This is a genomic window from Paenibacillus litoralis (assembly GCF_046244365.1).
Classification (GTDB): Bacteria; Bacillota; Bacilli; order Paenibacillales; family NBRC-103111; genus Paenibacillus_V.
Map to the genome: position 1 here is coordinate 3,841,543 of NZ_CP176395.1, position 22,555 is coordinate 3,864,097.

Sequence of the window (22,555 nt, forward strand, 5' to 3'; positions counted from 1 at the left end):
CAGACCTCAACTGGTAGACTTCAATTAGCAAACCTCAACAAACAGACTTCAACTAGCAGCTCTCTATAAGCAGACCTCAACAAGTGGACCTCAATTAGCAGACCTCAACAAGCAGACCTCAACAAGCAGACCTCAACTGGTAGACTTCAATTAGCAAACCCCAACTTGCAAACCTCAACTAGCAGATCTCAATAAGCAATTCCCAACTAGCAATCCTCAAACAGCAGCCTTCACTACCGAACCTCAACAAACATCCTTCTCATAAATTGTCCATGGACAGCAGCCTTCTATAACCAGCACCGTGTAAACTATCCTTATTTAACTCCTCTCACACATATAGCCCCCTTAAAATGAAGATCTGCTATTTGGATAGTGAGCAAAAGTTCACTAATAATGAACCTAAATCCACTATTCCGGCTCAAATACTTGTTTTCCAGCGAAATAGTGAAGGAAACCTCACTAATAGTGAACCTTACGGCCAAATAGTCCTGTTTGCTTCACTATCCACTCCTAACGGGCAAGATGGAGGTGAAATAATGAATCCAGGTTCATAAATAGTGAACGCAGGTTCATTAAGGACATAACAGCCCACTCGAGAGTACAAAAAAGAAAGAAAAGGAGGGGTTCACCAACTATTCTCTCTTGTGATCGTTCTTTTCATGAAATGAAAAAAGGTGACGTTCGCCAACTATGCTCCTTATGATAGCCCTATTCATCAAACGAAAAAAAAGGCCGCTTTCCGCCGATCAACGCGATCGAGGGTAAGCAGCAGTATTTTTGTTGTGCGAGAGCAAATGCTATCCTTCTATCCTTCTATCCTTCTATCCGATCCAACCACACCGGACCTTTCGTCATAAGGATGCGGTAGAGCACGACGTTAAGCCCGACGAAGAGGATAAACATGCCTCCGAAAGCAATCGGCAAGCTGAGCTTGAAGTAAAAGCCCAGAAAGACGACCACAGCCGCAATAGCAACGCTGAACAACGTACTGAAGAGCACGTTGATGTTTTGTTTGACGGCTTTTTGCTCGTTATCCCAGTGCAGCTTCGGGAAATTGATATCGATCAGCAGACCGAACAAGGTGACTAACAGCATGCCGGGTATTCCGGCAACGGCGAGCAGCACGACTAAGAGCGGCGGCAAATGCAGCAATACGGCGCCTGCGGCGAGTAACAGTACCATGGTAACGCAGCATAACAGCAGTCCGGACAGCGCTTTGGCCATAATCATCGTTCCGTAGGGCACCGGCAAATATTTGTTAACGAACATGGACGATCCTTCCCGCGAAATGGCGGTCGGCGCCGTATTGTTCGCCCCGGCAACGAAGAGGAAAAGAGCTATGCCAACGCAGAGCACGACCCCCGTCGTATCGCTTTTGCCGATGAAATCGGCAAGCGAGCTCAAGGCGCTTGTTCCTCCGGACTGTGCAAGCACGGGAAGCAGCAGAAGCAGAGGCCATAAAAAGCACATCAGAACGCAGTTGATGAAATATGCCGGCGTACGCAATAAAATGCGCATTTCCTTGACCAAGTAAGCTTTCAGAGCAGAGCTCTGCTTCGTTTGTTTTTCGAATTCGCTGCTGCTGAGCGCCTTGCGCTTCGATCCGGATTCGGACATTCCCATGACGCCCCTGAAATACAGCCATTCGCCAAGAAGCATGAACAGAACAATGACGAGCGCGGACAATGCGACGAACAGCACAAGTCCGGCGAGTCCTTTCCACGCCAGCTCGTTCATCAAAGCGGTAGCGGCAAACTTAACCGTCGGGAACATTTGCACGGCCGTATCCATGAACGAATTGTTGCCTGACAGCAGCAAATCCTGCAGCTCCTGCTGATTAAGCGAAGCCCGCGTATAGCGCTGAAACAACATATTGGCGCCCAAGCCGATAATGACGGCGACGGCTCCTCCGATCATCCGGTAGCGGTCTTTATGTTTGGCGACGTTCGTAAAACGCATGACGATCATGGCGATGATCGAGGCGATGACGAGAGGAATGACGGGCAGCGCCGCAAAAACGACGATGCCGTACAGATAGAACATCGGCCCTGCGCCGCTTTTGATTCCGAACGCTATAAGCAGCGGTCCCACCAGAAACAGCTCGGTAACGTACTGGTAAACGAGCGTAACCGAAAATTTGGCCGCTAAAATTTGCGACGGCTTTACCGGCAGCGGAAGTAAATGCTCGACATCTTGGGAAAAATAATAGACGTTGATGACGTAAAAAATGCCGAATACGAAAATGACGACGCTGGAAACGGCAAGCCCCAAGCCAAGAAGCGAGCCTTCCTGACCGATCGGTGCCAGTGCATCGTACAATTTGGCGATAATGGTGCCGAGCGTGAACGCAAGCGGCAAGAAAGCGGCGAAAAGCAGCCCAATTAGCAAATACCGTTTGACCTGGCTGCCGGATTTGCCGATCGTGCCTCCGAATAATCCGCTGCCGCTTTTCCATAACATCCGTGTGAGCGAGAAAGTTTTATTCATGGCCGGTCATCTCCAAGAACATGCTCTCCAGCGAAGCATTCGTCTTGGAATGCTCCTGCAGCTCCCGGAATGTGCCGCAGAACTGGATGACTCCGCGATTGATGATGGCGACGCGGTCGCATAGCTTTTCGGCCACCTCAAGCACGTGAGTGGAGAAAAAGACGGCTTTGCCGCTGTCCGCATGCTCGCGCATCATTTCCTTAAGCGTAAAGGATGATTTCGGGTCGAGTCCGGTGAGCGGTTCGTCCAAGATCCAGACAGGCGGATTATGAACGAGGACGCCGAGAATGACGATTTTTTGCCGCATGCCGTGCGAATAGCTTTGTATGGGGTCCGATAGTACGCGCTGCATGTCAAACCGGGCAGCATAAGCGTCGATTCTTGCCTTGCGCTCTTCCTTCGGCACATCGTACATGTCGGCCATGAAATTCAAGTATTCGATTCCTTTTAGTCTAAGGAACATATCGGGACTGTCGGGCACATAGCCGAATTGCTTTTTGGCTTCAAGGGCATTCGCGCTCATATCGACGCCATTGATGCGGATCGTGCCTCCATCAGCGCGGTGAATGCCGGTCATCATTTTAATCGTCGTCGTCTTGCCTGCCCCGTTCGGTCCGAGAAACCCGAAGATTTCGCCTTTGGGTACCGTCAAGCTCAGATTGTCGACGGCTTTTACCGTTCCGTTATACGTTTTGGACACTTGTTTCAATTCGATCATTGGTAAATCGTCCCCCTCCCGAAACGAACCGCATGTTCGTTCCATTAAGATTTTTTTATGTGTTTAGGCAATACCGGGACCTGGGTTTAATCGTACCATGGCGAGGCTGGCAAATAAAGCCATAGGTAGTGTTCCCTGATCGTGCGAACGCTATTAATACGTATGAACGGGGGAAAACGTTCGCCGCGATCGATTTGTCACAAAACTTTCACGACTTAGCCATGAAAAAGATAAGGAAAATGTCCGGATTTTTTGTACAATGTGGTGGTGACGATTTTTTGGGACAGCGTTATAAGACAGAAGGAAAGAGGGGAAATCATCGATGTATAAATGGAGCATGTTCGGTCTTGTCATAATCGCAGTCGTCGTTGGTTTGGGCGGTTTGTTCGGCGAAGTGAACAAGCATGCCAAGGAAAATGCCACCGAGGAAGATGCGGGCAAATCGCTCAAAATCGTAGCCACTAACTTCAAGTTCGACCAAGCCGAATACAAAGTGGCCAAAGGCGAAAAGCTTAACGTCGTATTCCAGTCCAAAGAAGGCATCCACGAAATGGAAATCGAAGGACTTGACGTAAAGCTGACGAAAGCCAACTCGACCAAAGAAGTGAGCTTCGACAAACCGGGCAAGTACAAGGTTCACTGCATTTTGCCTTGCGGAACAGGTCATGCGGACATGGTGTCCACGCTGATCGTCGAGTAATAGCAGCAGCGGAATTCCGATTCAACACATAACATCAGCCAAAAAGGGTGGGTTGCCGATATCGGCAGTCTGCTCTTTTTTAATAAGCGTTGCGGCAGGGGAGTGCGAGCATGAAGGTTACATTAATGAGGCATGAGAAATCGGCGTGTCCCAAACCCTCTTTTTTCCTGGACAGCGGCTCGTTTCGGGGATGGGCGGAAGCGTACGATGCCGCCGGAATCGTGAAGCCTATTTCACGAAGCGGCGGGCACGCCTATAGCTCTTGCTATTCCAGCGACTTGATCCGTGCGGTCGAAACAGCCGCCGTCGCCTACGAAGGAGACATTGTGACGACGCCTTTGCTCAGGGAAATTCCTTTGTCTCCATTCACGGAAACGGGGCTGAAGCTGCCTCATCCCTTGTGGAACGCAATCGGACGCTTCGCCTGGACGCTCTCGCATCTATCGCAGCCGGAGTCTAAACGCGATTCCTCCATTCGGGCGGACGAATTTGTGAGCCATTTGCTGCAAAATCATTCCGCTCGGGAGCATGTTCTTGTCGTTACGCACGGCTTTTTCCTACTGCCTTTGTCTGCCTCGCTGCTTAAAGCCGGTTTTACGGGACGAAGGACCGCGAGATTAAGGAACGGGGAATGTTTAACGTACGATAAAGCGTAACGGTCCCCGCTGGACCCGCAAGTGCCGGAAAGTATTGTTCGAGCCGTTTTTGCGGTATAATGAAAGGTGCAAATGATCATACATATTCGCGGCGGGGAGGCAATAACGTTGAGAACGGTTGACTTGATTCGGAAAAAACGGGAAGGCGGCGAAATGACCGCCGAGGAAATCGCTTTTCTGATCGACGGTTATTGCGAGGGTACGATTCCCGATTATCAAATGTCGGCATGGGCGATGGCAGTCTGCTTTCAAGGAATGACGGCCCGCGAGACCGCCGATTTGACGCTGGCGATGGCGCGTTCCGGCGAACAAATGGATCTTAGCGCCATTAAGGGCGTCAAAGTGGATAAGCATAGCACGGGCGGCGTAGGCGATAAGACGACGCTGATCGTGGCGCCGCTGGTCGCAGCCGCCGGCGTGCCGGTTGCGAAGATGTCGGGGCGCGGTCTCGGACATACGGGAGGAACGGTCGATAAGCTTGAAGCGATTCCGGGGTTCAATGTCGAACGCAGCCGCGAACAATTCATCGAGCAGGTGAATGTCCATGGGCTTGCGCTTGTCAGCCAATCCGGCAATTTGACGCCTGCGGACAAAAAGCTGTACGGCTTGCGCGATGTGACGGCCACGGTGGAGTCGATTCCGCTCATCGCGAGCTCCATTATGAGCAAGAAAATCGCTTCCGGTGCGGACGCCATCGTTCTTGACGTCAAAACCGGCGGCGGCGCGTTTATGAAGACGCTTGAAGGCTCGATTGAGCTTGCGCAAGCGATGGTGGCGATAGGCGGGCAGGTAGGGCGCGAGACGGTCGCGCTCATTACCGGCATGGACGAACCCCTCGGCTTTGCGATCGGCAATGCGCTGGAGGTAAAGGAATCGATCGAGACGCTGCGCGGGAACGGTCCGGCGGATTTGCAGGAGCTATGCCTAGCACTGGGTGCGCATATGCTCGTGCTAGGCAAGCGGGCGTCCGGCTTTGACGAAGCCCAGTCCCTCTTGCGGGAGGCGATCGGCAGCGGCGCTGCGCTAGCGAAGCTGGAGGAGCTGATTGCCGCTCAGAACGGCGACCGGGCGGTCGTCAGCGATACCGGGAGGCTGCCCGGGGCGGCGAAGACCGTGCCTGTGACCGCGCAAGCGGACGGCTATGTCGCACATATCGATGCGGAAGCGGTCGGCGTCGCGGCTATGCTGCTGGGCGCAGGACGTGCGACGAAGGAAGCTTCCATCGATTACGGCGTCGGTATCTTGCTGCGCAAGAAGGTCGGCGATCCGGTGCAGGCGGGCGAAACGCTCGCGGAGTTATACGCGCAGGACATGGAGTCGGCTAAGCTGGATCAGATCGGCGCCGGCGTTATGGCCGCGTACGAGATCAACCGGGAAGCGCCCAAGCGCAAGCCGCTCGTGTATGCAGTCGTCTCGAAAGACGGCGTGCGGCGGTTGGACGCATAAACAGCTACCCGTTTTCACGCCGGATTCGCATAGGCTTTAATCCAATATAAGCACAGAACGCAACGAACACTTACAAGACTTAATAGAGGTGACCATCAATGGCTTATGATTTTGACCGTATTTTGGATCGGCGCAACACGCACTCGTATAAATGGGATCAATCCGAGCGTTTGTTCGGCAGTGAGGATGTATTGCCGCTATGGGTGGCGGATATGGATTTCGAAAGTCCTCCAGCCGTCGTGGAAGCGCTGGTTAAGCGGGCTTCGCAAGGCACTTACGGCTATACGGTGCGCACGGAAGGCTATGTGAACGCCATTACCGGCTGGTTTGCCAGAAGGCATAACTGGACGATCGATCCGAAATGGCTGACCGATACGCCGGGCATCGTGCCGGCGCTTAGTCTTGCCGTCGAGCTGTTCAGCGAGCCGGGCGGACAAGTGATTTTGCAATCGCCGGTCTATTATCCGTTCTATGACGTCATTAAAATGAACGGCCGCGAAGTGGCCAATAACCCGCTCGTAATCCGGAACGGCCGCTACGAAATGGACTATGCGCACTTAGAGGGGTTGATGCGGGGCGGCGCAAAGCTGATGCTGCTGTGCAGCCCGCATAATCCGGGCGGACGCGTCTGGGAGCGCGAGGAGCTCGAGAAGCTGGGCGAGCTTTGCTTGAAGTACGGCGTCCTAGTCGTATCGGATGAGATTCACTGCGATCTCGCGCTGCCCGGACGCAAGCATATCCCGTTCGCTTCGCTTTCTGACGAGATTGCCCAGCGCACGCTTACGACGCTTGCTCCTACGAAGACGTTTAACCTGCCGGGATTGCAATCGTCTTTCGTAGCGATTCCGAATCCGGAGCTGAAGCGGAAATTCGATTACCGGCTGAAGACGCTCAGTTTGCATATGATGCATTTCTTCAACGTGGATGCCGTATCGGCCGCTTATAATGAAGGAGAGGCTTGGCTTAACGAGCTTCTTATCTATTTGCAGGGGAACGTGGATTTTGCAATCGACTATTTAAAGGAGCATTTGCCGGAAGTGAAGCCGATGCGTCCCGACGGCACTTATTTGCTGTGGATCGATTGCCGCGGTCTCGGACTCGACGTTCCCGGTTTGAAGGCGCTCATGTTCCAAAAGGCGAAGGTCGCCTTCAGCGAAGGTTCCGTATTCGGCACCGAAGCGGAAGGGTATCTGCGTATCAATCTTGCTTGTCCGCGCGCGATATTGCGTGAAGCGCTTGAGCGTTTTTGCAGTGCAGCAAAAGGGAATCAGTAACGCGATGCAATGCGTGAGAATAACGATAAGCCGCTGCCCCTCCCTGGGCGGCGGTTTTTACTGCAGCGGGAGGATCGCCGAACAGACTGTAGAAACGGTTTTTGAACTGGAATAGTAAGGAGACCGAAACTCACCGAGGAAGGATTGTCAGGAGATGCAGCTTACGCCTTGGCCGCAAGGTTTTTATATATTCGATTCGACGGAAAAGCCGGTTTCCGGCGACGTGATGTTTCCTTTCGCTTGGGATGAAGCGGTTTGCAGGCGTGTGGGGGAGGGGGCCAATCCCATCGTTCATATATGGCGCCACCCGGGTGCGCTTGTCGTCGGGTTGCGCGACAGAAGACTGCCGCATGCGGAGCAGGCGATGACCTCGCTGAGGGAGGAAGGCGTGCAGACCATCGTACGGAACTCGGGCGGTGCAGCCGTCCCGCTCGACCTTGGCGTCGTAAATCTTTCGATCGTCTTGCCGAATCCGGAACGAAACATCCATTTTCGCGACGATTTTACAATCATGGTCGATTTAATCCGCGACAGTCTTTCGCCGTGGACAGGTGAAGTGGCTGACGGAGAAATAGGGGGAGCGTATTGTCCAGGCGATTACGATCTTAGCATTGGCGGCCGTAAATTTTGCGGCATCGCACAGCGCAGGCAGACGAAAGCTTACGTCGTTCAGGCGTTTATCGTCGTGGAGGGCAGCGGAGAGAAGCGGGCTGCGTCAGCCCGCCGATTTTACGATCAAGCGGCCGGCGAAACCGGCGCTTCCGGCTATCCCCTCGTCATGCCGGGCAGCATGGCGAGTCTTCAGGAACTGGCCGGCGTTCCGTCGGCGGAGGCATTCGTCGGCAGCGTGAAACGGGTGCTGGCCGCCAAGTCGGGCATTGAAGCCGATTTTGCGCTGACCGGCGTCACGCAGGCTGAAGTCGCCGACATGTCGGAGCTGCTCCGGCAGCGCTACGATAAATCGTCAACCCAGAAATAGGCGCAGGGCAGAAGGAAGCTCGTTTTGCCAGAAGCCCCACAAATGCTTGCCGTCCTTCTCCTCATAATGCACATGGGCGCCGCGTTCGGTTAACAACCGCGCGGCGCTTCGATTTGCCTGCAAAAAGTCGTAGAAGCCTCTGCTTACCTCCACGGCCGTTTCTTGAAGGCCGACAATCATGTAGATGTCAAGCTCAGATAAATCCCCCGCCTCTTCTATCCGTCGCTGCGTCGCTTCATAAAAAGCGCCCGAGAATGCGATCACTTTACGGAACAATTGCGGGTAATTAAGAGCAAGGTGGAGACTGACGGTTCCGCCAAGCGAATCCCCCGCCACTAGACGTTCGTCCGGCGTTTGTCTGACCGGATAACGGTTCTCTACATGGGCAAGCAATTCCTCCGCGAAAAAAGTGCAGTACGCTTCGAAACGGGATCCTGTCGGATCGTATTCCTCGGACCTTAGCTCTTTATCGACCTCGACGCCTACGATAATCGGCGGTTCGAGATTTTCTTCCATAATTAAATAATTCGTTTGGGTGGCGATCCGGCCGAAGTTGAAAAATTCAAGGCCGTCTTGGCAATAAATGACCGGGTACGAAAGCAGTTCGTTGTAGCCCGGAGGCAAGTAAATGGTTAGCGGCCGTTCTTTGCCGAGCGAAGACGATGAAAGGCTTTCTTTGACGATCGTTCGGCTGTAATGGCGGTTGTCGAACATAGGAAGGTCCTCCTTATTTCCATGAGCGTGTGAAATGCGAAAAACTTTTTGCCCCGATACCGGAAACAAACGGACGATCGTGGGCAACAATATAAGTGGTCCATGACAAAAAGCGGCGGATATGCCTGTGACAGCTCCAGGCTTTTTCGCGAAACGGCGGGTTTGAAGAGCGGTTTGTGTTAATCTGTTATAGTAAAGTTGGTAGTCTGTTTTGGCACAGTTATGCCCGGATATATACATTCTACAATATTGTTGTGGAAATGTTAACGAAACAGTAATATAATATTTGTATAACAGAGCATGGCAATAAAACATTTTACAGGTGAGGTGCACGCTATGAGCAATGCAGTCAAAGATCTTCAGAAGCAAGCCGATTCGCATGTCGTGAAGGTCGAGCCGGTTACACCGTTATCTATTCTTTCTCCGGATGGAGATGTTATAAACGAAAGCGCGATGCCGGATCTTAGCAACGACCAGCTTCGCGAGCTGATGAGACGCATGGTCTTTACACGTACATGGGACGAACGGGCCGTTAATTTGGGGCGTCAAGGACGTCTTGGTTTTTACGCTCCGGTTTCCGGACAAGAAGCTTCGATGATCGGCAGCGAATTCGCGCTGAACAAAGAAGATTTCGTTTGCCCGGGCTACCGCGACATGCCGCAAATCGTGTGGCACGGTCTTCCGATGTACCAAGCGTTCCTGTATTCCCGCGGTCACCAGCATGGCGGGCAAATTCCGGAAGGCGTCAACGTGCTGATGCCGCAAATCATCATCGGCGCTCAAATCCTGCACGCGACCGGCGTTGCGATGGCTTTCAAAAAACGCGGCGAGAAGCGCGTTGCGATTACGTACACGGGCGACGGCGGTTCCTCCGAGGGCGACTTCTACGAAGGCCTTAACTTTGCAGGCTCCTTCAAGCTGCCGGTCGTCTATGTGGTGCAAAACAACGGATACGCGATTACGACGCCTTTTGCCAAACAAACGGCGGCCATGTCGGTTGCCCATAAAGCGGTAGCGGCAGGAATTCAAGGCGTGCAAGTGGACGGCATGGACGTTCTGGCCGTATATAAAGCCGTTAGCGATGCCGCAGAGCGCGGGCGGAACGGGGAAGGCGCTACGCTGATCGAAGCGCTGACATACCGCTTCAAGCCGCATTCCATGGCGGACGACACGACGAAATACCGGACGAAGGAAGAAGAGGGCGATTGGGAGCCGAAAGATCCGCTGAACCGTTTCCGCAAGTTCCTCACTAAGAAGGGACTTTGGTCCGAAGAGGAAGAAGCTCGCGTGAAGGAAGAAGCGAAAGCTGCCGTAGCCGAAGCGATCAAGAAAGCGGAAGAAACCGAGAAAATGACGGTTGCCGGACTGATCGACTCGATGTTCGAGACGACGCCGCAGCACCTGGAAGAGCAAAAATCGCAATTCGCGTAACCATACCGTTGTCCCGGCGCCGCTTGCCGCGCCGGACGGCTTGCTTTTACTAGAGGAGGAAAGTGAACCAATGGCACAGATGACAATGATTCAAGCGATAAAGGACGCAATGCGCGTTGAGCTGCAGCGCGATCCGAACGTACTCGTTTTCGGGGAAGACGTAGGGAAGGTCGGCGGCGTATTCCGTGCGACGGAAGGGCTTCAAGGGGAATTCGGCGAGGAGCGCGTATTCGATACGCCGCTGGCGGAATCGGCTATCGGCGGTCTGGCTGTCGGCATGGGGATTCAAGGCTTCCGTCCGATTGCGGAAATCCAGTTCGTAGGCTTCATCTATGAAGCGCTGGATCAAATTTGCGTACAAGCTGCCCGCATGCGTTACCGTTCCGGCGGGCGTTACAACAGCCCTATTACGTTCCGTACCCCATTTGGCGGCGGCGTAAAAGCGGCCGAGCTTCATACGGATTCGCTCGAAGGACTGCTCGTGCAAACGCCAGGGATCAAGGTTGTCGTTCCGTCGAACCCTTACGATGCCAAAGGCTTGCTCATTTCGGCTATCCGCGATAACGATCCCGTCTTTTTCATGGAGCACTTGAACCTGTACCGCGCTTTCCGCGCAGAAGTGCCTGAGGGCGAATACACGGTTCCGATCGGGAAAGCTAACGTAGTACGCGAGGGATCGGACGTTACGATTCTTACTTACGGTATGATGGTGCATACTTCGCTCAAGGCTGCTGAAGAGATCGAAAAAACGCGCGGCGCCAAAGTCGAAGTTATCGACCTGCGCACGCTTATGCCGCTTGATATCGATACGATCGTCGAATCGATCAAGAAAACGAACCGCGCCATCGTCGTTCAGGAAGCGCAAAAAACTTCCGGCGTAGCGGCTGAAGTTATCGCACAAGTGAACGAGAAGGCCATTCTTCACCTGGAAGCGCCTGTGCTTCGCGTAGCCGGTCCGGACACGGTATATCCGTTCGCCCAAATCGAAGACGCGTGGCTGCCGACGCCGGCCCGCATCGTGACGGCGATCAATCAAGTGCTTGATTTCTAAGATAGCGGATGGAATGATATCCCATAATCCAAAGCCCCAAATGCCGACGCCGGCGGATGGGGCTGCTGAAGCGTAAATTGAGGGAGGTTTCCTGGGTGGCCATTTTTGAATATACGTTCCCGGAGCTTGGCGAAGGCATTCACGAAGGTGAAATCGTCAAGATGCACATTAAACCCGGCGATACGATTACCGACGAAGATATCATTATGGACGTGCAGAACGATAAGGCAACCGTTGAGGTTCCTTGCCCGGTAAACGGAAAAATCGTAGAAGTGCGCGTGCAAGAAGGACAAATTTGCCATGTGGGCGAGGTTGTCGCCACCATCGAGATCGCGGGCGAAGCACCGGCGCCACAAAACGCCGCGGCTCAAACGCCGGCACCCGAGGCACCGGCAGCTCCGGCGGCAGCGCCTGCAGCAGCTGTGTCGGCACCGGCAGCAACGCCTGCTCCGGCAGCGCAATCGGCGGCGCCGAGCGGCACCGGCAAGCTCGTGCTGGCGACGCCAAGCGTGCGCAAGCTTGCACGCGAGAAAGGCGTAGCCATTGGGCAAGTGACGGCGACCGGCAAGAACGGCCGCATCACGCGCGAAGATGTGCTGGCTGCCGCATCGGGCGGAGCCGCAGCTCCTGCTGCAGCACCAACCGAAGCCGCTCAAGCGGCTGAAGCGGCGGCAGCCGTAACGGCACCTGCAGCAAGCGCAGCAGTTTCCCAGCCGGCAGGCGATCGCACGGAAGAGCGCGTGCCGTTCAAAGGCATCCGCAAAATCATTGCGAATGCGATGGTGAAATCCGTTTATACGGCACCTCACGTGACGCTTATGGACGAAGTGGACGTTACTCAGCTGGTCGCGCTCCGCGAGAAAGCGAAGCCGCTCGCCGAGAAGAAAGGCGTTAAGCTTACTTACCTGCCGTTCATCGTGAAGGCGCTCGTCGCAGCCTGCCGTCAATTCCCGGTCATGAACGCCATGATCGATGAAGCGGCTAACGAGATCGTGTACAAGAAGTACTATAACATCGGTATCGCTACCGATACGGATAACGGTCTGATCGTTCCGGTCATTTTCGAAGCAGACCGCAAAAACGTCTGGTCCGTCGCTACGGCGATCAAGGATTTGGCGACGCGCGGCCGCGAAGGCAAGCTTAGCGCGGGCGAACTGAAAGGAAGCACGATTTCGATCACGAATATCGGCTCCGCCGGCGGCATGTTCTTCACGCCGGTCATCAACTTCCCGGAATCGGCTATTCTCGGGACCGGCCGCATTACGGAGAAGCCGGTGGTTAGAAACGGCGAGATCGTTATCGCTCCGGTTATGGCGCTGTCGCTTAGCTTCGACCACCGTATCGTGGACGGCGCTACCGCTCAAAACTTCTTGAACTACATTAAACAGCTGCTGGCCGACCCCGAGCTGCTAGTCATGGAGGTATAACCGATGGTTGTAGGAGACGCATCTCTCGATATTGACGTTCTAGTCATCGGCGCTGGACCCGGCGGCTACGTCGCCGCCATCCGCGCGGCGCAGCTCGGCAAGAGCGTATTGATCGTCGATAAGTCCGAATTCGGCGGCGTATGCTTGAACCGCGGCTGTATCCCGTCCAAAGCGCTCATTTCCGCCGCTCATCAATACGAGGCTGCCCAGCATGGCGAGGCTATCGGCATCAAGGCGGAAGGCGTTACCGTAGACTTCACGAAAGTGCAGGAATGGAAAGCGTCTATCGTCAAGAAGCAGATCGGCGGCGTTACGACCCTGCTTAAAGGAAATAAGATCCAAACCTTCAAGGGCGAGGTCATGTTCATCAACGAGTCCGAGGCGCGCGTATTCAACGATCAGGAAGCGCCGCGCTACCGGTTCCAGCACTGTATTATCGCTACGGGATCGCGTCCGATCGAGCTGAAGGCATTCCCTTATGGCGGACGCATTCTTTCTTCGACCGAGGCGCTTGAGCTGAAGGAAATTCCGAAGAGTATGATCGTCATCGGCGGCGGCTATATCGGCATCGAGCTTGGTCAAACGTTTGCCAAGTTCGGTACGAAGGTAACCGTGCTGGAGGGCTCCGACATGGTGCTTCCAGGCTTCGAGAAGGAGTTCTCGCAGCTTGTCGCACGCAACCTGAAGAAGCTCGAGGTCGACGTGCACACGGAGGCGCTTGCGCAAAGCCACGAGAAAACCGAGAATGACGTTACCGTAACGTTCACGGTGAAGGGCGAAGAGAAGAAGGTAACGGCGGAATACGTGCTCGTTACGGTCGGACGCCGCCCGAACACGGACGGAGACTTGGGTCTTGATCTGCTGAACATGAAGCTGACGGATCGCGGCTTGATTGAAATCGACGAAAAGTGCCAAACAAGCGTACCGAACATTTACGCCATCGGCGATATTGTGGCAGGTCCCGCACTTGCTCACAAAGCGTCGTATGAAGGCAAGGTCGCTGCGGAAGCTCTCGCAGGCCAAGCCAGCGTTATCGATTACAAAGCGATTCCGGCAGTGGTGTTCTCCGATCCGGAAATTGCCAGCGTCGGCCTTAGCGAAACCGAAGCGAAGGCGCAAGGGTATACCGTATCCGTCGGGAAGTTCCCGTTCGCGGCTAACGGACGCGCCCAATCGATTAACGCAACGGATGGCTTCGTGAAGCTCGTAGCGGATAAAGAAACGCAACTATTGCTGGGCGGGCAAGTGGTTGGACCGGAAGCGTCCAATCTGATTGCGGAAATCGGCCTCGCCATCGAAATGGGCGCAACGCTCGAGGATATCGCACTTACGATCCATGCGCATCCTACGCTAGGCGAAGTTGTGATGGAAGCTTCGGAAGTAGCGCTCGGTCACCCGATTCACATGTTAGGCAAGCAATAAGACGACTTACACTGCACGACAACCAACAACCAACCATACGAAGGGGCTGTCCCGAAAGGTCTTGAAATAGACCTGAGGGACAGCCCCTTCGTATATGGCGCGGTATTTAATACCGATTGCCGTTCGATGTCCGGATCCATTTGCGTACCAAACGGTAAATGACGAACAGGATGACGGCCCAGAAGAGGATGCCGATCAGCGAGAAACCGCCGAAGCCTGCGCCGTATCCGCCGAAGCCGAATGGATTCAGTATCGAACCGAGCAATGTACCCGCAGCAAGCCCTCCGAAGAAGCTTCCGAACCGTCCTCCTCCCGAAGCCGGCGATTGCCTGGCGGTATCCCCCCTTGTGCTTCTGTCGGTCCCGGTGGCGGGGTTGATTCCCGAACGGTTGCCCCCCGTATAACCGCCGACCGGAGACCGGTAGCTGCCTCGCCCGGACCGAGCGGCTTGCGATTCGAAGGTCCCCTCCTCCGGCTGGACGGTTTCTTCATTCACGACTGGAGGCGGGATGACGACCTCGGCATGAACCGGGACCAGAGGGGCCATAAGAAGTACATAAACGAGAAGAAGTAATCCCAATGCGATTTTCATCATGCGTGCTCCTATCTTTGAGTCGGTTTTGGGTCGTTCCGTGCGTATCCCGATTATTTTTTTCAAACGGCAATCCCTCTATGCAGAACGTCGCTTATTCGTAGGCTTTCTCGAATATTTTCCAGACAATTGGTCAACACTGGATACAAGCTATAGAAAAGCTAGGAAAAACATGCACGGAGGGGTAAAGAGAAATGCTGAGAAAAATGATCGCAACCTTACTTTGTCTAAACATCGCCTTGTTTGCGGTGTTGACGCCCGCCGCATTAGCAGATCCGAAGGCGGATGCCGCCAAGCCTGCAGGCGAAGCCAAATCGGCCGAGCCAAAGCCGATCGACTTGACGCCTAACGCACGGTCAGCCGTTCTGATGGACGTTGACACCGGCACCGTTATGGCGCAAAAAAATATGGATGAAAAGCTGCCTCCCGCGAGCATCACGAAAATCATGACGATGCTTCTGATCATGGAAGCGCTCGACCAGGGCAAGATCAAAATGGATGAGAAGGTACGGACAAGCGAATATGCGGCGTCTATGGGCGGGTCGCAAATCTTCCTCGAAGTGGGCGAAGAAATGACCGTGCAGGATATGCTGAAGGGCATTGCGATGGCGTCGGGTAACGATGCGTCCGTAGCGATGGCCGAAAAGCTGGCTGGCTCGGAGGAAGCGTTCGTCCAGATGATGAATGAGAGAGCGCAGCAGCTCGGCATGAAAAATACGCGTTTTGCCAACTGCAACGGGCTTCCTGTGGACAATCATTACACAACGGCCCACGATATCGCGATCATGTCGCGGGAGCTTCTCAAGCATGAGGAAATAACGAAATTTACGAGCGTGTACCAGGACTATTTACGCAAGGATTCGGAAAAGCCTTTTTGGCTGGTCAATACGAATAAGCTGGTACGCTTCTATCAAGGCGCAGACGGATTGAAAACCGGATATACAAGCGAAGCGAAGTTCTGCTTGTCGGCGACCGCAAAGCGCGATAATCTGCGTATCATTGCTGTCGTTCTAGGCGAACCGGATACCAAAACACGGAATGCCGAAGTAACGAAGTTGTTCGATTACGCGTTCTCCCAATACACGAACCATACGATTTTCAAAACGGGCGATGAGATCGGAACGTTCAAGGTGCGCAAAGGCGTACTCGAGACGGTTCCTCTTACTGCGAAGCACCAATACAGCGTTCTGATGAAAAAGGGCGACGCGGGCCAAGGCATCCGCCACGAGCTTACGCTGGAGCCGACGCTTAGAGCTCCGATCGCGATCGGGCAAAAAATCGGCAAGCTGTCCGTTTATAAGGACGACAAGCTGCTGTCGGAATTCGATATCGAATCGCCGGTAGACGTAAAAAAAGCAGGCTGGTGGATTTTGTTCAAGCGGACCGCTTCGCATATGTTTTTTAAAGGCTAGCGTTGCGTTGAAAAAGCAGTCGGATTAGCATCGTAGTTTCGGTTCGCTTTATGGGGAAAATGACGAGATATGGCGCTTTTCTTCTAGTTTTGTCGAGGGGCAGGAATCTCCTGCCCAATTGTAGAAATCAATGTTCATGCGTGTTGACGATTCCTATCGGCATTCGAAGGCGGCAGGGGTTGCAACAGGAAGGAGTGAACATGGATGAGTCTGCAGATTGAGCTGGAACACGTCCGCAAAGCGCTAATCGTCAGATTGCAGGGCGAGCTTGACCACCATACGGCCGAAACGGTTCGTGTCAAAATGGAAGAAGCGATCGAGAAAGGATCGGCGACGCATGTCATCCTTAGCTTGAGGGAGCTAACCTTTATGGACAGCTCCGGTTTAGGCGTCATCCTCGGCCGTTACAAGCAAATTACGGCAAAGGGCGGGAAGATGGTCGTTTGCGACGTCGGTCCGGCGGTTTACCGGCTTTTTGAAATGTCGGGATTGTTCAAAATATTGGCTTTCCAGGAAAATGAACGGCTGGCCGTTTCGAGTCTGGAGGTCGTATCATGAGCAAACCCAACTTTATGAAGCTGCAATTTGCCAGCCGATCGGAGAACGAATCTTTTGCCCGTGTTGCGGTCGCGGCATTCGTCTCGCAGCTCGATCCGACGCTGAACGAATTAACCGATGTGAAAACGGTCGTTTCCGAGGCCGTCACCAACGCGATCATTCACGGCTACGAAAACCGCACGGACGGGACGATCACGATATCGTGCGAAATGGACGAAGATACGGTTTCCATCACGGTAGAGGATCAAGGCATCGGTATCGCCGATATCGAGCAGGCACGTCAACCGTTGTACACGTCGAAGCCGGAACTGGAGCGCTCCGGTATGGGCTTCACGATTATGGAGAACTTTATGGATCGAATGGAAGTTGTTACGACACCCGGCAAAGGCACCTTGGTGAGAATGACGAAGCGCATCGAAACGAAAAAAGCTCTCGTTAACTAGGGGTAATCAATTATGGATGTCGATCTGAAGCACGCCTCACACAGTTATCTCGATGATGCCGAAGTCAAACGGCTCATTGCCCTCAGTCAATCCGGCGATAACGTGGCCAGGGATACACTGGTCAACTGCAACATCCGGCTCGTCTGGTCGGTCGTTCAGCGTTTTCTTAACCGGGGCTACGAAGCCGAAGACTTGTTCCAGATCGGCTGCATCGGCCTGCTCAAATCGGTCGACAAGTTCGATCTATCCTACGAGGTCAAGTTTTCTACCTATGCCGTTCCGATGATCATCGGAGAAATCCAGCGGTTTCTGCGCGATGACGGGACGCTTAAGGTGAGCCGATCGCTCAAGGAGCTTGCCAACAAGGTGCGCAAGACGAAAGATGAGCTGTCCAAACGGATAGGCCGTCTTCCGACGGTCGGTGAAGTGGCGGAGGAGCTCGGTATTACCTCCGAGGAGGTCGTATTCGCGCAGGAAGCGAATAAGCCGCCGACTTCGATTCACGAAACGGTTTTCGAGAATGACGGCGATCCGATAACGCTGATGGATCAGATTGCGGATGAATCCCAAGACAAGTGGTTCGACAAGCTGGCGCTGAACGAAGCGATCGGCTCGCTGAACGAACGGGAAAGGCTGATCGTGTATTTGCGGTATTTCCGCGATCAAACGCAGTCCGAGGTGGCGAGCCGGCTTGGCATCTCGCAAGTGCAGGTGTCGCGTCTCGAGAAAAAAATATTGCAATCGATAAAAAACCAGATCGCTCAATGATCTGGTTTTTTTTGCGTTTTACTTGAGGGGTAACGGCCAACTCAAGGTTGTCTATCATATCCGGCAACCCCTTCTAGAACGGAAGGAAGGCTCAGCTTCCTTTGTTTTGGCTCAGTTTAATTCGGCTGTACTCGTTCAATGCCAGGATGACGGAGAGTATCATGAACAGGATATAGGCGATCACGCTTATGGCGCCGTAAAACCCGCGTAAGTGTCCGAAAAAATTGCCGAATACGATGGCGGCGAAGCATCCGGCAAGCGCTATCCACATCCCGCGGCCGGCGCGAGACTTATCCTCGCGATGCAGCTCCGTTTTTTCGCGGCGGCGCAGCCATAGCGCACCGAACAGAGCGCCGAAGAAAAGGATCTCAACCGTGAACGTTATCGGGAGAATACCGTAGTTGCTGAAAGTGACGACTTCCATCACGTTTTTGAACGAAACGGTCGTCAGCAAAATGATCATCAGCCCCGTCATCATGTTTAGCCGCTTGTAGCTGTTGTCTTTCGTAAAGGTGGCAAGTCCGGTCAAGATCGAGAGATACAAAATGAGCATCTTGATAAGCAGAAGCGGGAGCCAGCTGGAAATCAGAACCAGATCGACCCGGTCCAGGAAGTCGGTTATATGGATTTGCTGTACCAGTATCCAGCCGATATAAATGATCCTTGAAGCCGTTATCGGGCTTACTACCGTTATGACAAGAAATATCCAAATGGTAAGCGCCAGCGCGGAAAGCATAATGCCTCCCCGCACCGATATGTAAAAGGATCGGGGGCTCTTTACATTGTTCAGAAACGAACCGATTACGATAATATCCCCGAAAGCGCCCATACCGAGCAGGCCGCTTTGATAGGGGCTGATCCAGCTGCCGGATAGGGAGGGCTGCAGCTGTGTCAAATCGATCTCGTTCAAAAACAGCAGCGGATCCAGAAGGAAGAAGATTATAAATATCGGGATAAACAAATCGTTGGTCCGCACCAAATCTTCGATGGAGCCGGAGCCGAAATAAACCAGCACCGCCACCGTAATCAGTATGATGAACTCCAGCGGCGTTCGCAGTAGAATCGAAGAATTGAAATAGTCGGCGAATATCCGCAGCAATCCGACAAGGTCATAGAGCAAATAGCCGATCAGCAGGAGGTTGAGAATGCTGCCCAGCCAGTTGCCGCACAAATGCTTGGCGATTTCGAACATATTTTTGCCGGGAACCCGTTCTGCCAGCTTATAGAGAAGGAAGGCGATGCCTATGCAGTAAAGAGCGGCGAAAAAGAACGTGTATAGCGAATCCTGCAAGGACAGTTGGGTTAGCGCCATCGGCAGGCTCAGCATGTTGGCCACGGAAAGCACGGAGCAGGCCATCCCCGCAACCTGAAGGTTTCCGATATATCGCTTCTGACTCATAATGGTTACCCCTTTGTGAATTTCGTGAATACCGGAACGGTCCGCTCGACAAGCCATCCGGGAAGAGAAGGCAAGTGCAGACGGAATGCATAAACGATCAATAGGCAAACGGTTAATCCCGTTACGCATATATATACGGCCCGATCGCCTTTGGTTTTGAACACTTTGCGGTTGGCGACGATCGTACAGGCGAAAACAATGATCATCGTCACAATGAACAAACCTTGATTTTGCATGGGACTACTCCCTCTTCGCTAAGTTTTCGCGCAGCATGCCGATCTTGTGTATACTGGTTTCCGCGGATACATGGAACGTGCAAGTCGGAAAAATGTTCTCCCAATTCGCCTTCCACTCCCTGTTCCAGCGCCCGGGGTAGGTTCGGTACAGCAATTGGCCGAAGCCGGCCGAATCGCTTTTTTTCTGCTGCAGCTGCTTGATGGCGCGGGTGATTTCACTTTCTACCTTGGAGGCGATCGCTTTTTCCAGCAGCTTCGTTTCGTCCGCGTTCTCATAATTCGGAGAGTCGATCGCTTCGGTAACATAGCCTGTAATATGGAACTGCAAGTCATAGCGAATGTCGCTTCCCGACAGGGAAGGAGTAATCTTTCGCGAGCCTTTGTCGATGTGAACCGAGTAGCGGCCTTTCTCCGTATGGTAGATGTCCCAATAAGGCTTGAATTTGCTGCGCAACCAGCGAAAGCCTAACGCTTCGTCGTTTTTAATCACGCCGACCATCTTGCCGTTGCTCGTAATGGCGAAGCCGGTTATTTGAATCTCATTGGACGGGTTTTTGTCTTTGCTTGAAACGAGCTCTAAGTAAGGAATTCGGGCATCGTCGCCCGGCGTATTCATTTGCCCGATCACATCCTTGATCCGGATCGGGATCGAGATATCGGATTGCAGCATTTCCCGAATGGCTTCCGTCGCAAAGCGCTCGATGTTGGTTGTGGCGGACAAATAGTCGGAGGCTTTCCCTTTCGTCGCCGCAATCATCGTCGTTAAGCGATTGTCCGGGGTTCGCGTCGAGCCGTCCATAATTTCGACGATACCGTCCTTAAGCACGTCTTCGCTGTACAGCAAGACTCTTCGATGCGCGAAGTAGAGCTGACGGGAAAGTCTGTTTTGAAGTTTTTTGATCGCTTCGTTGGGCGTCGAGCCCGTCTCCGAATCGATGGCAAACGGCTTTTGGCCGCCGCTGCCGCCGCCGCCGCCCGACGGGCCTCCCATATTGCCGGGCAATGGAATTAGTACACTAACCCGGAAGCCGTCCTTATCCTTATCGATTGCCGTGGCCATGACGAATGCCAAATCGTTGATTTCCTTACGGTCCCAACAACCGGTTACTAAGGCTAGGCATAGAAAAGGCAAGACGATATAAAGACTGCCCCTGAGCCGCCGCCTTGTCTTATTCTCGGTCGGATGCGCCATCGTTGTCCGCTCCTGTCTGCCCGTCGTCAGCGTCTTGCGAGTCGTTCTTGTTCATCGTGGAATCGCCCATGCGCGAATAATCGGACTCCCCGAGAAATGCCGGCCGTTTACGCATGTCCCACCATGGAACCCGGACAACGACATCCTTCAGATCGGTAATGGAAATCGGGCCGACCGGAGACAAATAAGGGACGCCGAAGGAGCGCAGCCGCGCCATATGACCTACGATCAGCATGACGCCGATAATGATGCCGAGCAAACCGAAGACGGATGCGAGGATCATTAACGGGAAGCGAAGAATCCGGATCGATATGGCGGCATTGAAGCGCGGCAGCGTAAATGAAGCGATCCCGGTCACGGACACGACGATAACCATAGCAGCCGAGACGATCCCGGCTTGCACGGCCGCTTGGCCGACGACTAGCGCGCCGAGAATGCTGACTGCTTGGCCGATCGTTCTCGGCAGCCGGATGCCCGCTTCCCGAAGCGCCTCGAAGGCAATCTCCATAATGAGCGCTTCGACAACCGCAGGGAAAGGAATTGGTTCCCTCGATGCGGCAATGCTGAGCAGCAGGTTGGTGGGAATCATTTCCTGGTGATAGGTAGTGACCGCGATATAGATCGCAGGCGCCAGCAAGGCGACGAACAAAAAAACGAGCCGAAGGATGCGGAGCAGCGTCGCCGTCAGAAACCGTTCGTAAAAATCTTCGCTTGCCTGCAGCCACTGAAAAAAAACGATCGGCGCAATCAGTACGAAAGGGGTGCCGTCGACCAGGATGGCGATGCGTCCTTCCAGTAAAGATGCCGATACGGTATCCGGGCGCTCGGAATACTGTACCTGCGGAAACGGCGAATAGCCGTTATCCTGAATGAGCTCCTCGATATAGCCGGATTCGAAAATGCCGTCGATGTCGATTTTTTGAATGCGGCTTACGATTTCTTGGACGAGCTCCGGATCGGCAAGGCCATGAATATAGGAAATGACGACGTTCGTATTCGTCTCGCGGCCGACGACAAGCGGAAGCATTTTCAAGTTCGGCGATTTGATTTTTCTGCGGATAAGCGACGTGTTGGTACGCAGATTTTCGGTAAAGCCCTCTCTCGGACCGCGAATGACGGATTCCGTTTCGGGCTCGGAGACGGAACGATGTTCAGAGCCGCGAAGCCCCATCGCTACGGCCAATTGGCTTCCATCCACAATCAGCACGCTGTCTCCCGACAGGATATGGGAAAAGAGGTCGCCGTAGTTGTCCGTGTCCGCAAGCTGGGTAACCGGCAGGATGGAGCTTTTGATCCGCTCGATATGCTCGGCGGCCGTTTGATGATGATCCAGAAACATTAACGTCTTCATGGCTAAGTCGACGGAATCGGTCTTTGCCATGCCGTCTATATAAATCAGGAGCGCGCGCGTTTTATCGTCGAGCCGAAATTCCCGAATGACGAAATCGGAGCTGTCCTTAAACACTTCCTTCAGAAAGTCTTTGTTTTCTTCGGATGATTCCCTTAGCGGAACCTCCTTCAACGCTTCGATAAATAACCGGTCGTCCTCGGGCTTCTGCTCTTGCTTATGCTGCGATTTCCTTCTTCGTATACCCACGGCGGCCGGGTCACCTCCTTAAGGCCTAACGTTTACAGCCTGTTTTTCGCCCA

At 53.6% G+C, this 22,555-nt stretch carries 21 protein-coding genes; 13 read left to right on the forward strand and 8 right to left on the reverse strand.

Annotated features, from left to right (window positions below):
- Positions 1-813: 813 nt before the first annotated feature.
- Positions 814-2,487, reverse strand: coding sequence for a putative ABC transporter permease subunit (locus tag ACKGJP_RS15525; RefSeq protein WP_409346523.1), 1,674 nt, complete (start codon positions 2,485-2,487; stop codon positions 814-816).
- Positions 2,480-3,205: an ABC transporter ATP-binding protein gene (locus tag ACKGJP_RS15530; RefSeq protein ID WP_409346524.1), complete on the reverse strand. Its 726-nt coding sequence runs from the start codon at positions 3,203-3,205 to the stop codon at positions 2,480-2,482. Before ACKGJP_RS15530 ends, ACKGJP_RS15525 begins: the two co-directional genes overlap by 8 nt.
- A gap of 322 nt (positions 3,206-3,527) precedes the next feature.
- Here ACKGJP_RS15530 and ACKGJP_RS15535 point away from each other — a divergent pair, with 322 nt between their 5' ends.
- The 5 genes from ACKGJP_RS15535 to ACKGJP_RS15555 all read left to right on the forward strand — a co-directional run bounded on the left by ACKGJP_RS15535 (position 3,528) and on the right by ACKGJP_RS15555 (position 8,260).
- Positions 3,528-3,905: a cupredoxin domain-containing protein gene (locus ACKGJP_RS15535; protein ID WP_409346525.1), complete on the forward strand. Its 378-nt coding sequence runs from the start codon at positions 3,528-3,530 to the stop codon at positions 3,903-3,905.
- A 110-nt stretch (positions 3,906-4,015) separates the two neighbouring features.
- On the forward strand, positions 4,016-4,561 hold the full coding sequence (locus ACKGJP_RS15540; protein ID WP_409346526.1) for a histidine phosphatase family protein: 546 nt from the start codon (positions 4,016-4,018) through the stop codon (positions 4,559-4,561).
- Positions 4,562-4,669: 108 nt separating this feature from the next.
- The gene (locus tag ACKGJP_RS15545) at positions 4,670-6,007 is read left to right on the forward strand and encodes a pyrimidine-nucleoside phosphorylase (RefSeq protein ID WP_409346527.1); all 1,338 of its coding nucleotides are present in this window, start codon (positions 4,670-4,672) and stop codon (positions 6,005-6,007) included.
- A 98-nt stretch (positions 6,008-6,105) separates the two neighbouring features.
- Positions 6,106-7,281, forward strand: coding sequence for a MalY/PatB family protein (locus tag ACKGJP_RS15550; protein WP_409346528.1), 1,176 nt, complete (start codon positions 6,106-6,108; stop codon positions 7,279-7,281).
- Positions 7,282-7,435: 154 nt separating this feature from the next.
- On the forward strand, positions 7,436-8,260 hold the full coding sequence (locus tag ACKGJP_RS15555) for a biotin/lipoate A/B protein ligase family protein (RefSeq protein ID WP_409346529.1): 825 nt from the start codon (positions 7,436-7,438) through the stop codon (positions 8,258-8,260).
- Here the strand turns inward: ACKGJP_RS15555 and ACKGJP_RS15560 are convergent.
- Positions 8,246-8,974: an alpha/beta hydrolase gene (locus ACKGJP_RS15560; RefSeq protein WP_409346530.1), complete on the reverse strand. Its 729-nt coding sequence runs from the start codon at positions 8,972-8,974 to the stop codon at positions 8,246-8,248. The two genes, ACKGJP_RS15555 and ACKGJP_RS15560, sit on opposite strands and share 15 nt — an antisense overlap.
- Positions 8,975-9,310: 336 nt before the next feature.
- Here ACKGJP_RS15560 and pdhA point away from each other — a divergent pair, with 336 nt between their 5' ends.
- The 4 genes from pdhA to lpdA all read left to right on the forward strand — a co-directional run bounded on the left by pdhA (position 9,311) and on the right by lpdA (position 14,305).
- On the forward strand, positions 9,311-10,405 hold the full coding sequence (pdhA, locus tag ACKGJP_RS15565; protein ID WP_409346531.1) for a pyruvate dehydrogenase (acetyl-transferring) E1 component subunit alpha: 1,095 nt from the start codon (positions 9,311-9,313) through the stop codon (positions 10,403-10,405).
- A gap of 70 nt (positions 10,406-10,475) precedes the next feature.
- On the forward strand, positions 10,476-11,456 hold the full coding sequence (locus ACKGJP_RS15570; RefSeq protein ID WP_409346532.1) for an alpha-ketoacid dehydrogenase subunit beta: 981 nt from the start codon (positions 10,476-10,478) through the stop codon (positions 11,454-11,456).
- A 95-nt stretch (positions 11,457-11,551) separates the two neighbouring features.
- A complete protein-coding gene (locus ACKGJP_RS15575) occupies positions 11,552-12,883 on the forward strand; it encodes a dihydrolipoamide acetyltransferase family protein (protein ID WP_409346533.1) in 1,332 nt (443 codons plus the stop codon).
- Between the two features lie 3 nt (positions 12,884-12,886).
- On the forward strand, positions 12,887-14,305 hold the full coding sequence (gene lpdA, locus ACKGJP_RS15580) for a dihydrolipoyl dehydrogenase (protein ID WP_409346534.1): 1,419 nt from the start codon (positions 12,887-12,889) through the stop codon (positions 14,303-14,305).
- A gap of 106 nt (positions 14,306-14,411) precedes the next feature.
- Here lpdA and ACKGJP_RS15585 read toward each other — a convergent pair whose 3' ends face one another.
- A complete protein-coding gene (locus ACKGJP_RS15585) occupies positions 14,412-14,900 on the reverse strand; it encodes a hypothetical protein (protein WP_409346535.1) in 489 nt (162 codons plus the stop codon).
- A gap of 191 nt (positions 14,901-15,091) precedes the next feature.
- On the opposite strand from ACKGJP_RS15585, the gene ACKGJP_RS15590 reads away from it, so the two are divergent.
- The 4 genes from ACKGJP_RS15590 (at position 15,092) to sigF (ending at position 18,078) form a co-directional block, all read left to right on the forward strand.
- Positions 15,092-16,309 carry a D-alanyl-D-alanine carboxypeptidase family protein gene (locus ACKGJP_RS15590; RefSeq protein ID WP_409346536.1) on the forward strand — a complete coding sequence of 406 codons (1,218 nt, stop codon included), beginning with the start codon at positions 15,092-15,094 and terminating at the stop codon, positions 16,307-16,309.
- Between the two features lie 204 nt (positions 16,310-16,513).
- Positions 16,514-16,867 (forward strand): anti-sigma F factor antagonist, encoded by a 354-nt coding sequence (spoIIAA, locus tag ACKGJP_RS15595; protein ID WP_409346537.1) that lies wholly within the window; start codon positions 16,514-16,516, stop codon positions 16,865-16,867.
- Positions 16,864-17,310, forward strand: coding sequence for an anti-sigma F factor (gene spoIIAB / locus ACKGJP_RS15600; RefSeq protein ID WP_409346538.1), 447 nt, complete (start codon positions 16,864-16,866; stop codon positions 17,308-17,310). The genes spoIIAA and spoIIAB overlap by 4 nt, the downstream gene beginning before the upstream one ends.
- Positions 17,311-17,322: 12 nt before the next feature.
- Positions 17,323-18,078 carry an RNA polymerase sporulation sigma factor SigF gene (gene sigF / locus ACKGJP_RS15605; RefSeq protein ID WP_409346539.1) on the forward strand — a complete coding sequence of 252 codons (756 nt, stop codon included), beginning with the start codon at positions 17,323-17,325 and terminating at the stop codon, positions 18,076-18,078.
- A 91-nt stretch (positions 18,079-18,169) separates the two neighbouring features.
- Here the strand turns inward: sigF and ACKGJP_RS15610 are convergent, their stop codons facing one another.
- From ACKGJP_RS15610 to ACKGJP_RS15625, 4 genes are read right to left on the reverse strand one after another with little or no spacing between them, the layout of a single operon-like run.
- Positions 18,170-19,477: an endospore germination permease gene (locus ACKGJP_RS15610; protein WP_409346540.1), complete on the reverse strand. Its 1,308-nt coding sequence runs from the start codon at positions 19,475-19,477 to the stop codon at positions 18,170-18,172.
- Between the two features lie 5 nt (positions 19,478-19,482).
- Complete coding sequence (locus ACKGJP_RS15615) at positions 19,483-19,713, reverse strand: hypothetical protein (RefSeq protein ID WP_409346541.1); 231 nt, start codon at positions 19,711-19,713, stop codon at positions 19,483-19,485.
- Between the two features lie 4 nt (positions 19,714-19,717).
- Positions 19,718-20,905 carry a Ger(x)C family spore germination protein gene (locus tag ACKGJP_RS15620; RefSeq protein ID WP_409346542.1) on the reverse strand — a complete coding sequence of 396 codons (1,188 nt, stop codon included), beginning with the start codon at positions 20,903-20,905 and terminating at the stop codon, positions 19,718-19,720.
- The gene (locus ACKGJP_RS15625) at positions 20,883-22,502 is read right to left on the reverse strand and encodes a spore germination protein (RefSeq protein WP_409346543.1); all 1,620 of its coding nucleotides are present in this window, start codon (positions 22,500-22,502) and stop codon (positions 20,883-20,885) included. The genes ACKGJP_RS15620 and ACKGJP_RS15625 overlap by 23 nt, the downstream gene beginning before the upstream one ends.
- Positions 22,503-22,555: the final 53 nt, after the last annotated feature.

Excerpts from the sequence above, each read along its gene's own strand:
- ACKGJP_RS15525 (WP_409346523.1), bottom strand. The coding sequence starts at position 2,487 with ATGAATAAAACTTTCTCGCTCACACGGATGTTATGGAAAAGCGGCAGC.
- ACKGJP_RS15530 (WP_409346524.1), bottom strand. The coding sequence starts at position 3,205 with ATGATCGAATTGAAACAAGTGTCCAAAACGTATAACGGAACGGTAAAA.
- ACKGJP_RS15535 (WP_409346525.1), top strand. The coding sequence starts at position 3,528 with ATGTATAAATGGAGCATGTTCGGTCTTGTCATAATCGCAGTCGTCGTT.
- ACKGJP_RS15540 (WP_409346526.1), top strand. The coding sequence starts at position 4,016 with ATGAAGGTTACATTAATGAGGCATGAGAAATCGGCGTGTCCCAAACCC.
- ACKGJP_RS15550 (WP_409346528.1), top strand. The coding sequence starts at position 6,106 with ATGGCTTATGATTTTGACCGTATTTTGGATCGGCGCAACACGCACTCG.
- ACKGJP_RS15555 (WP_409346529.1), top strand. The coding sequence starts at position 7,436 with ATGCAGCTTACGCCTTGGCCGCAAGGTTTTTATATATTCGATTCGACG.
- ACKGJP_RS15560 (WP_409346530.1), bottom strand. The coding sequence starts at position 8,974 with ATGTTCGACAACCGCCATTACAGCCGAACGATCGTCAAAGAAAGCCTT.
- pdhA (WP_409346531.1), top strand. The coding sequence starts at position 9,311 with ATGAGCAATGCAGTCAAAGATCTTCAGAAGCAAGCCGATTCGCATGTC.
- ACKGJP_RS15570 (WP_409346532.1), top strand. The coding sequence starts at position 10,476 with ATGGCACAGATGACAATGATTCAAGCGATAAAGGACGCAATGCGCGTT.
- lpdA (WP_409346534.1), top strand. The coding sequence starts at position 12,887 with ATGGTTGTAGGAGACGCATCTCTCGATATTGACGTTCTAGTCATCGGC.
- ACKGJP_RS15585 (WP_409346535.1), bottom strand. The coding sequence starts at position 14,900 with ATGATGAAAATCGCATTGGGATTACTTCTTCTCGTTTATGTACTTCTT.
- ACKGJP_RS15590 (WP_409346536.1), top strand. The coding sequence starts at position 15,092 with ATGCTGAGAAAAATGATCGCAACCTTACTTTGTCTAAACATCGCCTTG.
- spoIIAA (WP_409346537.1), top strand. The coding sequence starts at position 16,514 with ATGAGTCTGCAGATTGAGCTGGAACACGTCCGCAAAGCGCTAATCGTC.
- spoIIAB (WP_409346538.1), top strand. The coding sequence starts at position 16,864 with ATGAGCAAACCCAACTTTATGAAGCTGCAATTTGCCAGCCGATCGGAG.
- sigF (WP_409346539.1), top strand. The coding sequence starts at position 17,323 with ATGGATGTCGATCTGAAGCACGCCTCACACAGTTATCTCGATGATGCC.
- ACKGJP_RS15610 (WP_409346540.1), bottom strand. The coding sequence starts at position 19,477 with ATGAGTCAGAAGCGATATATCGGAAACCTTCAGGTTGCGGGGATGGCC.
- ACKGJP_RS15615 (WP_409346541.1), bottom strand. The coding sequence starts at position 19,713 with ATGCAAAATCAAGGTTTGTTCATTGTGACGATGATCATTGTTTTCGCC.
- ACKGJP_RS15620 (WP_409346542.1), bottom strand. The coding sequence starts at position 20,905 with ATGGCGCATCCGACCGAGAATAAGACAAGGCGGCGGCTCAGGGGCAGT.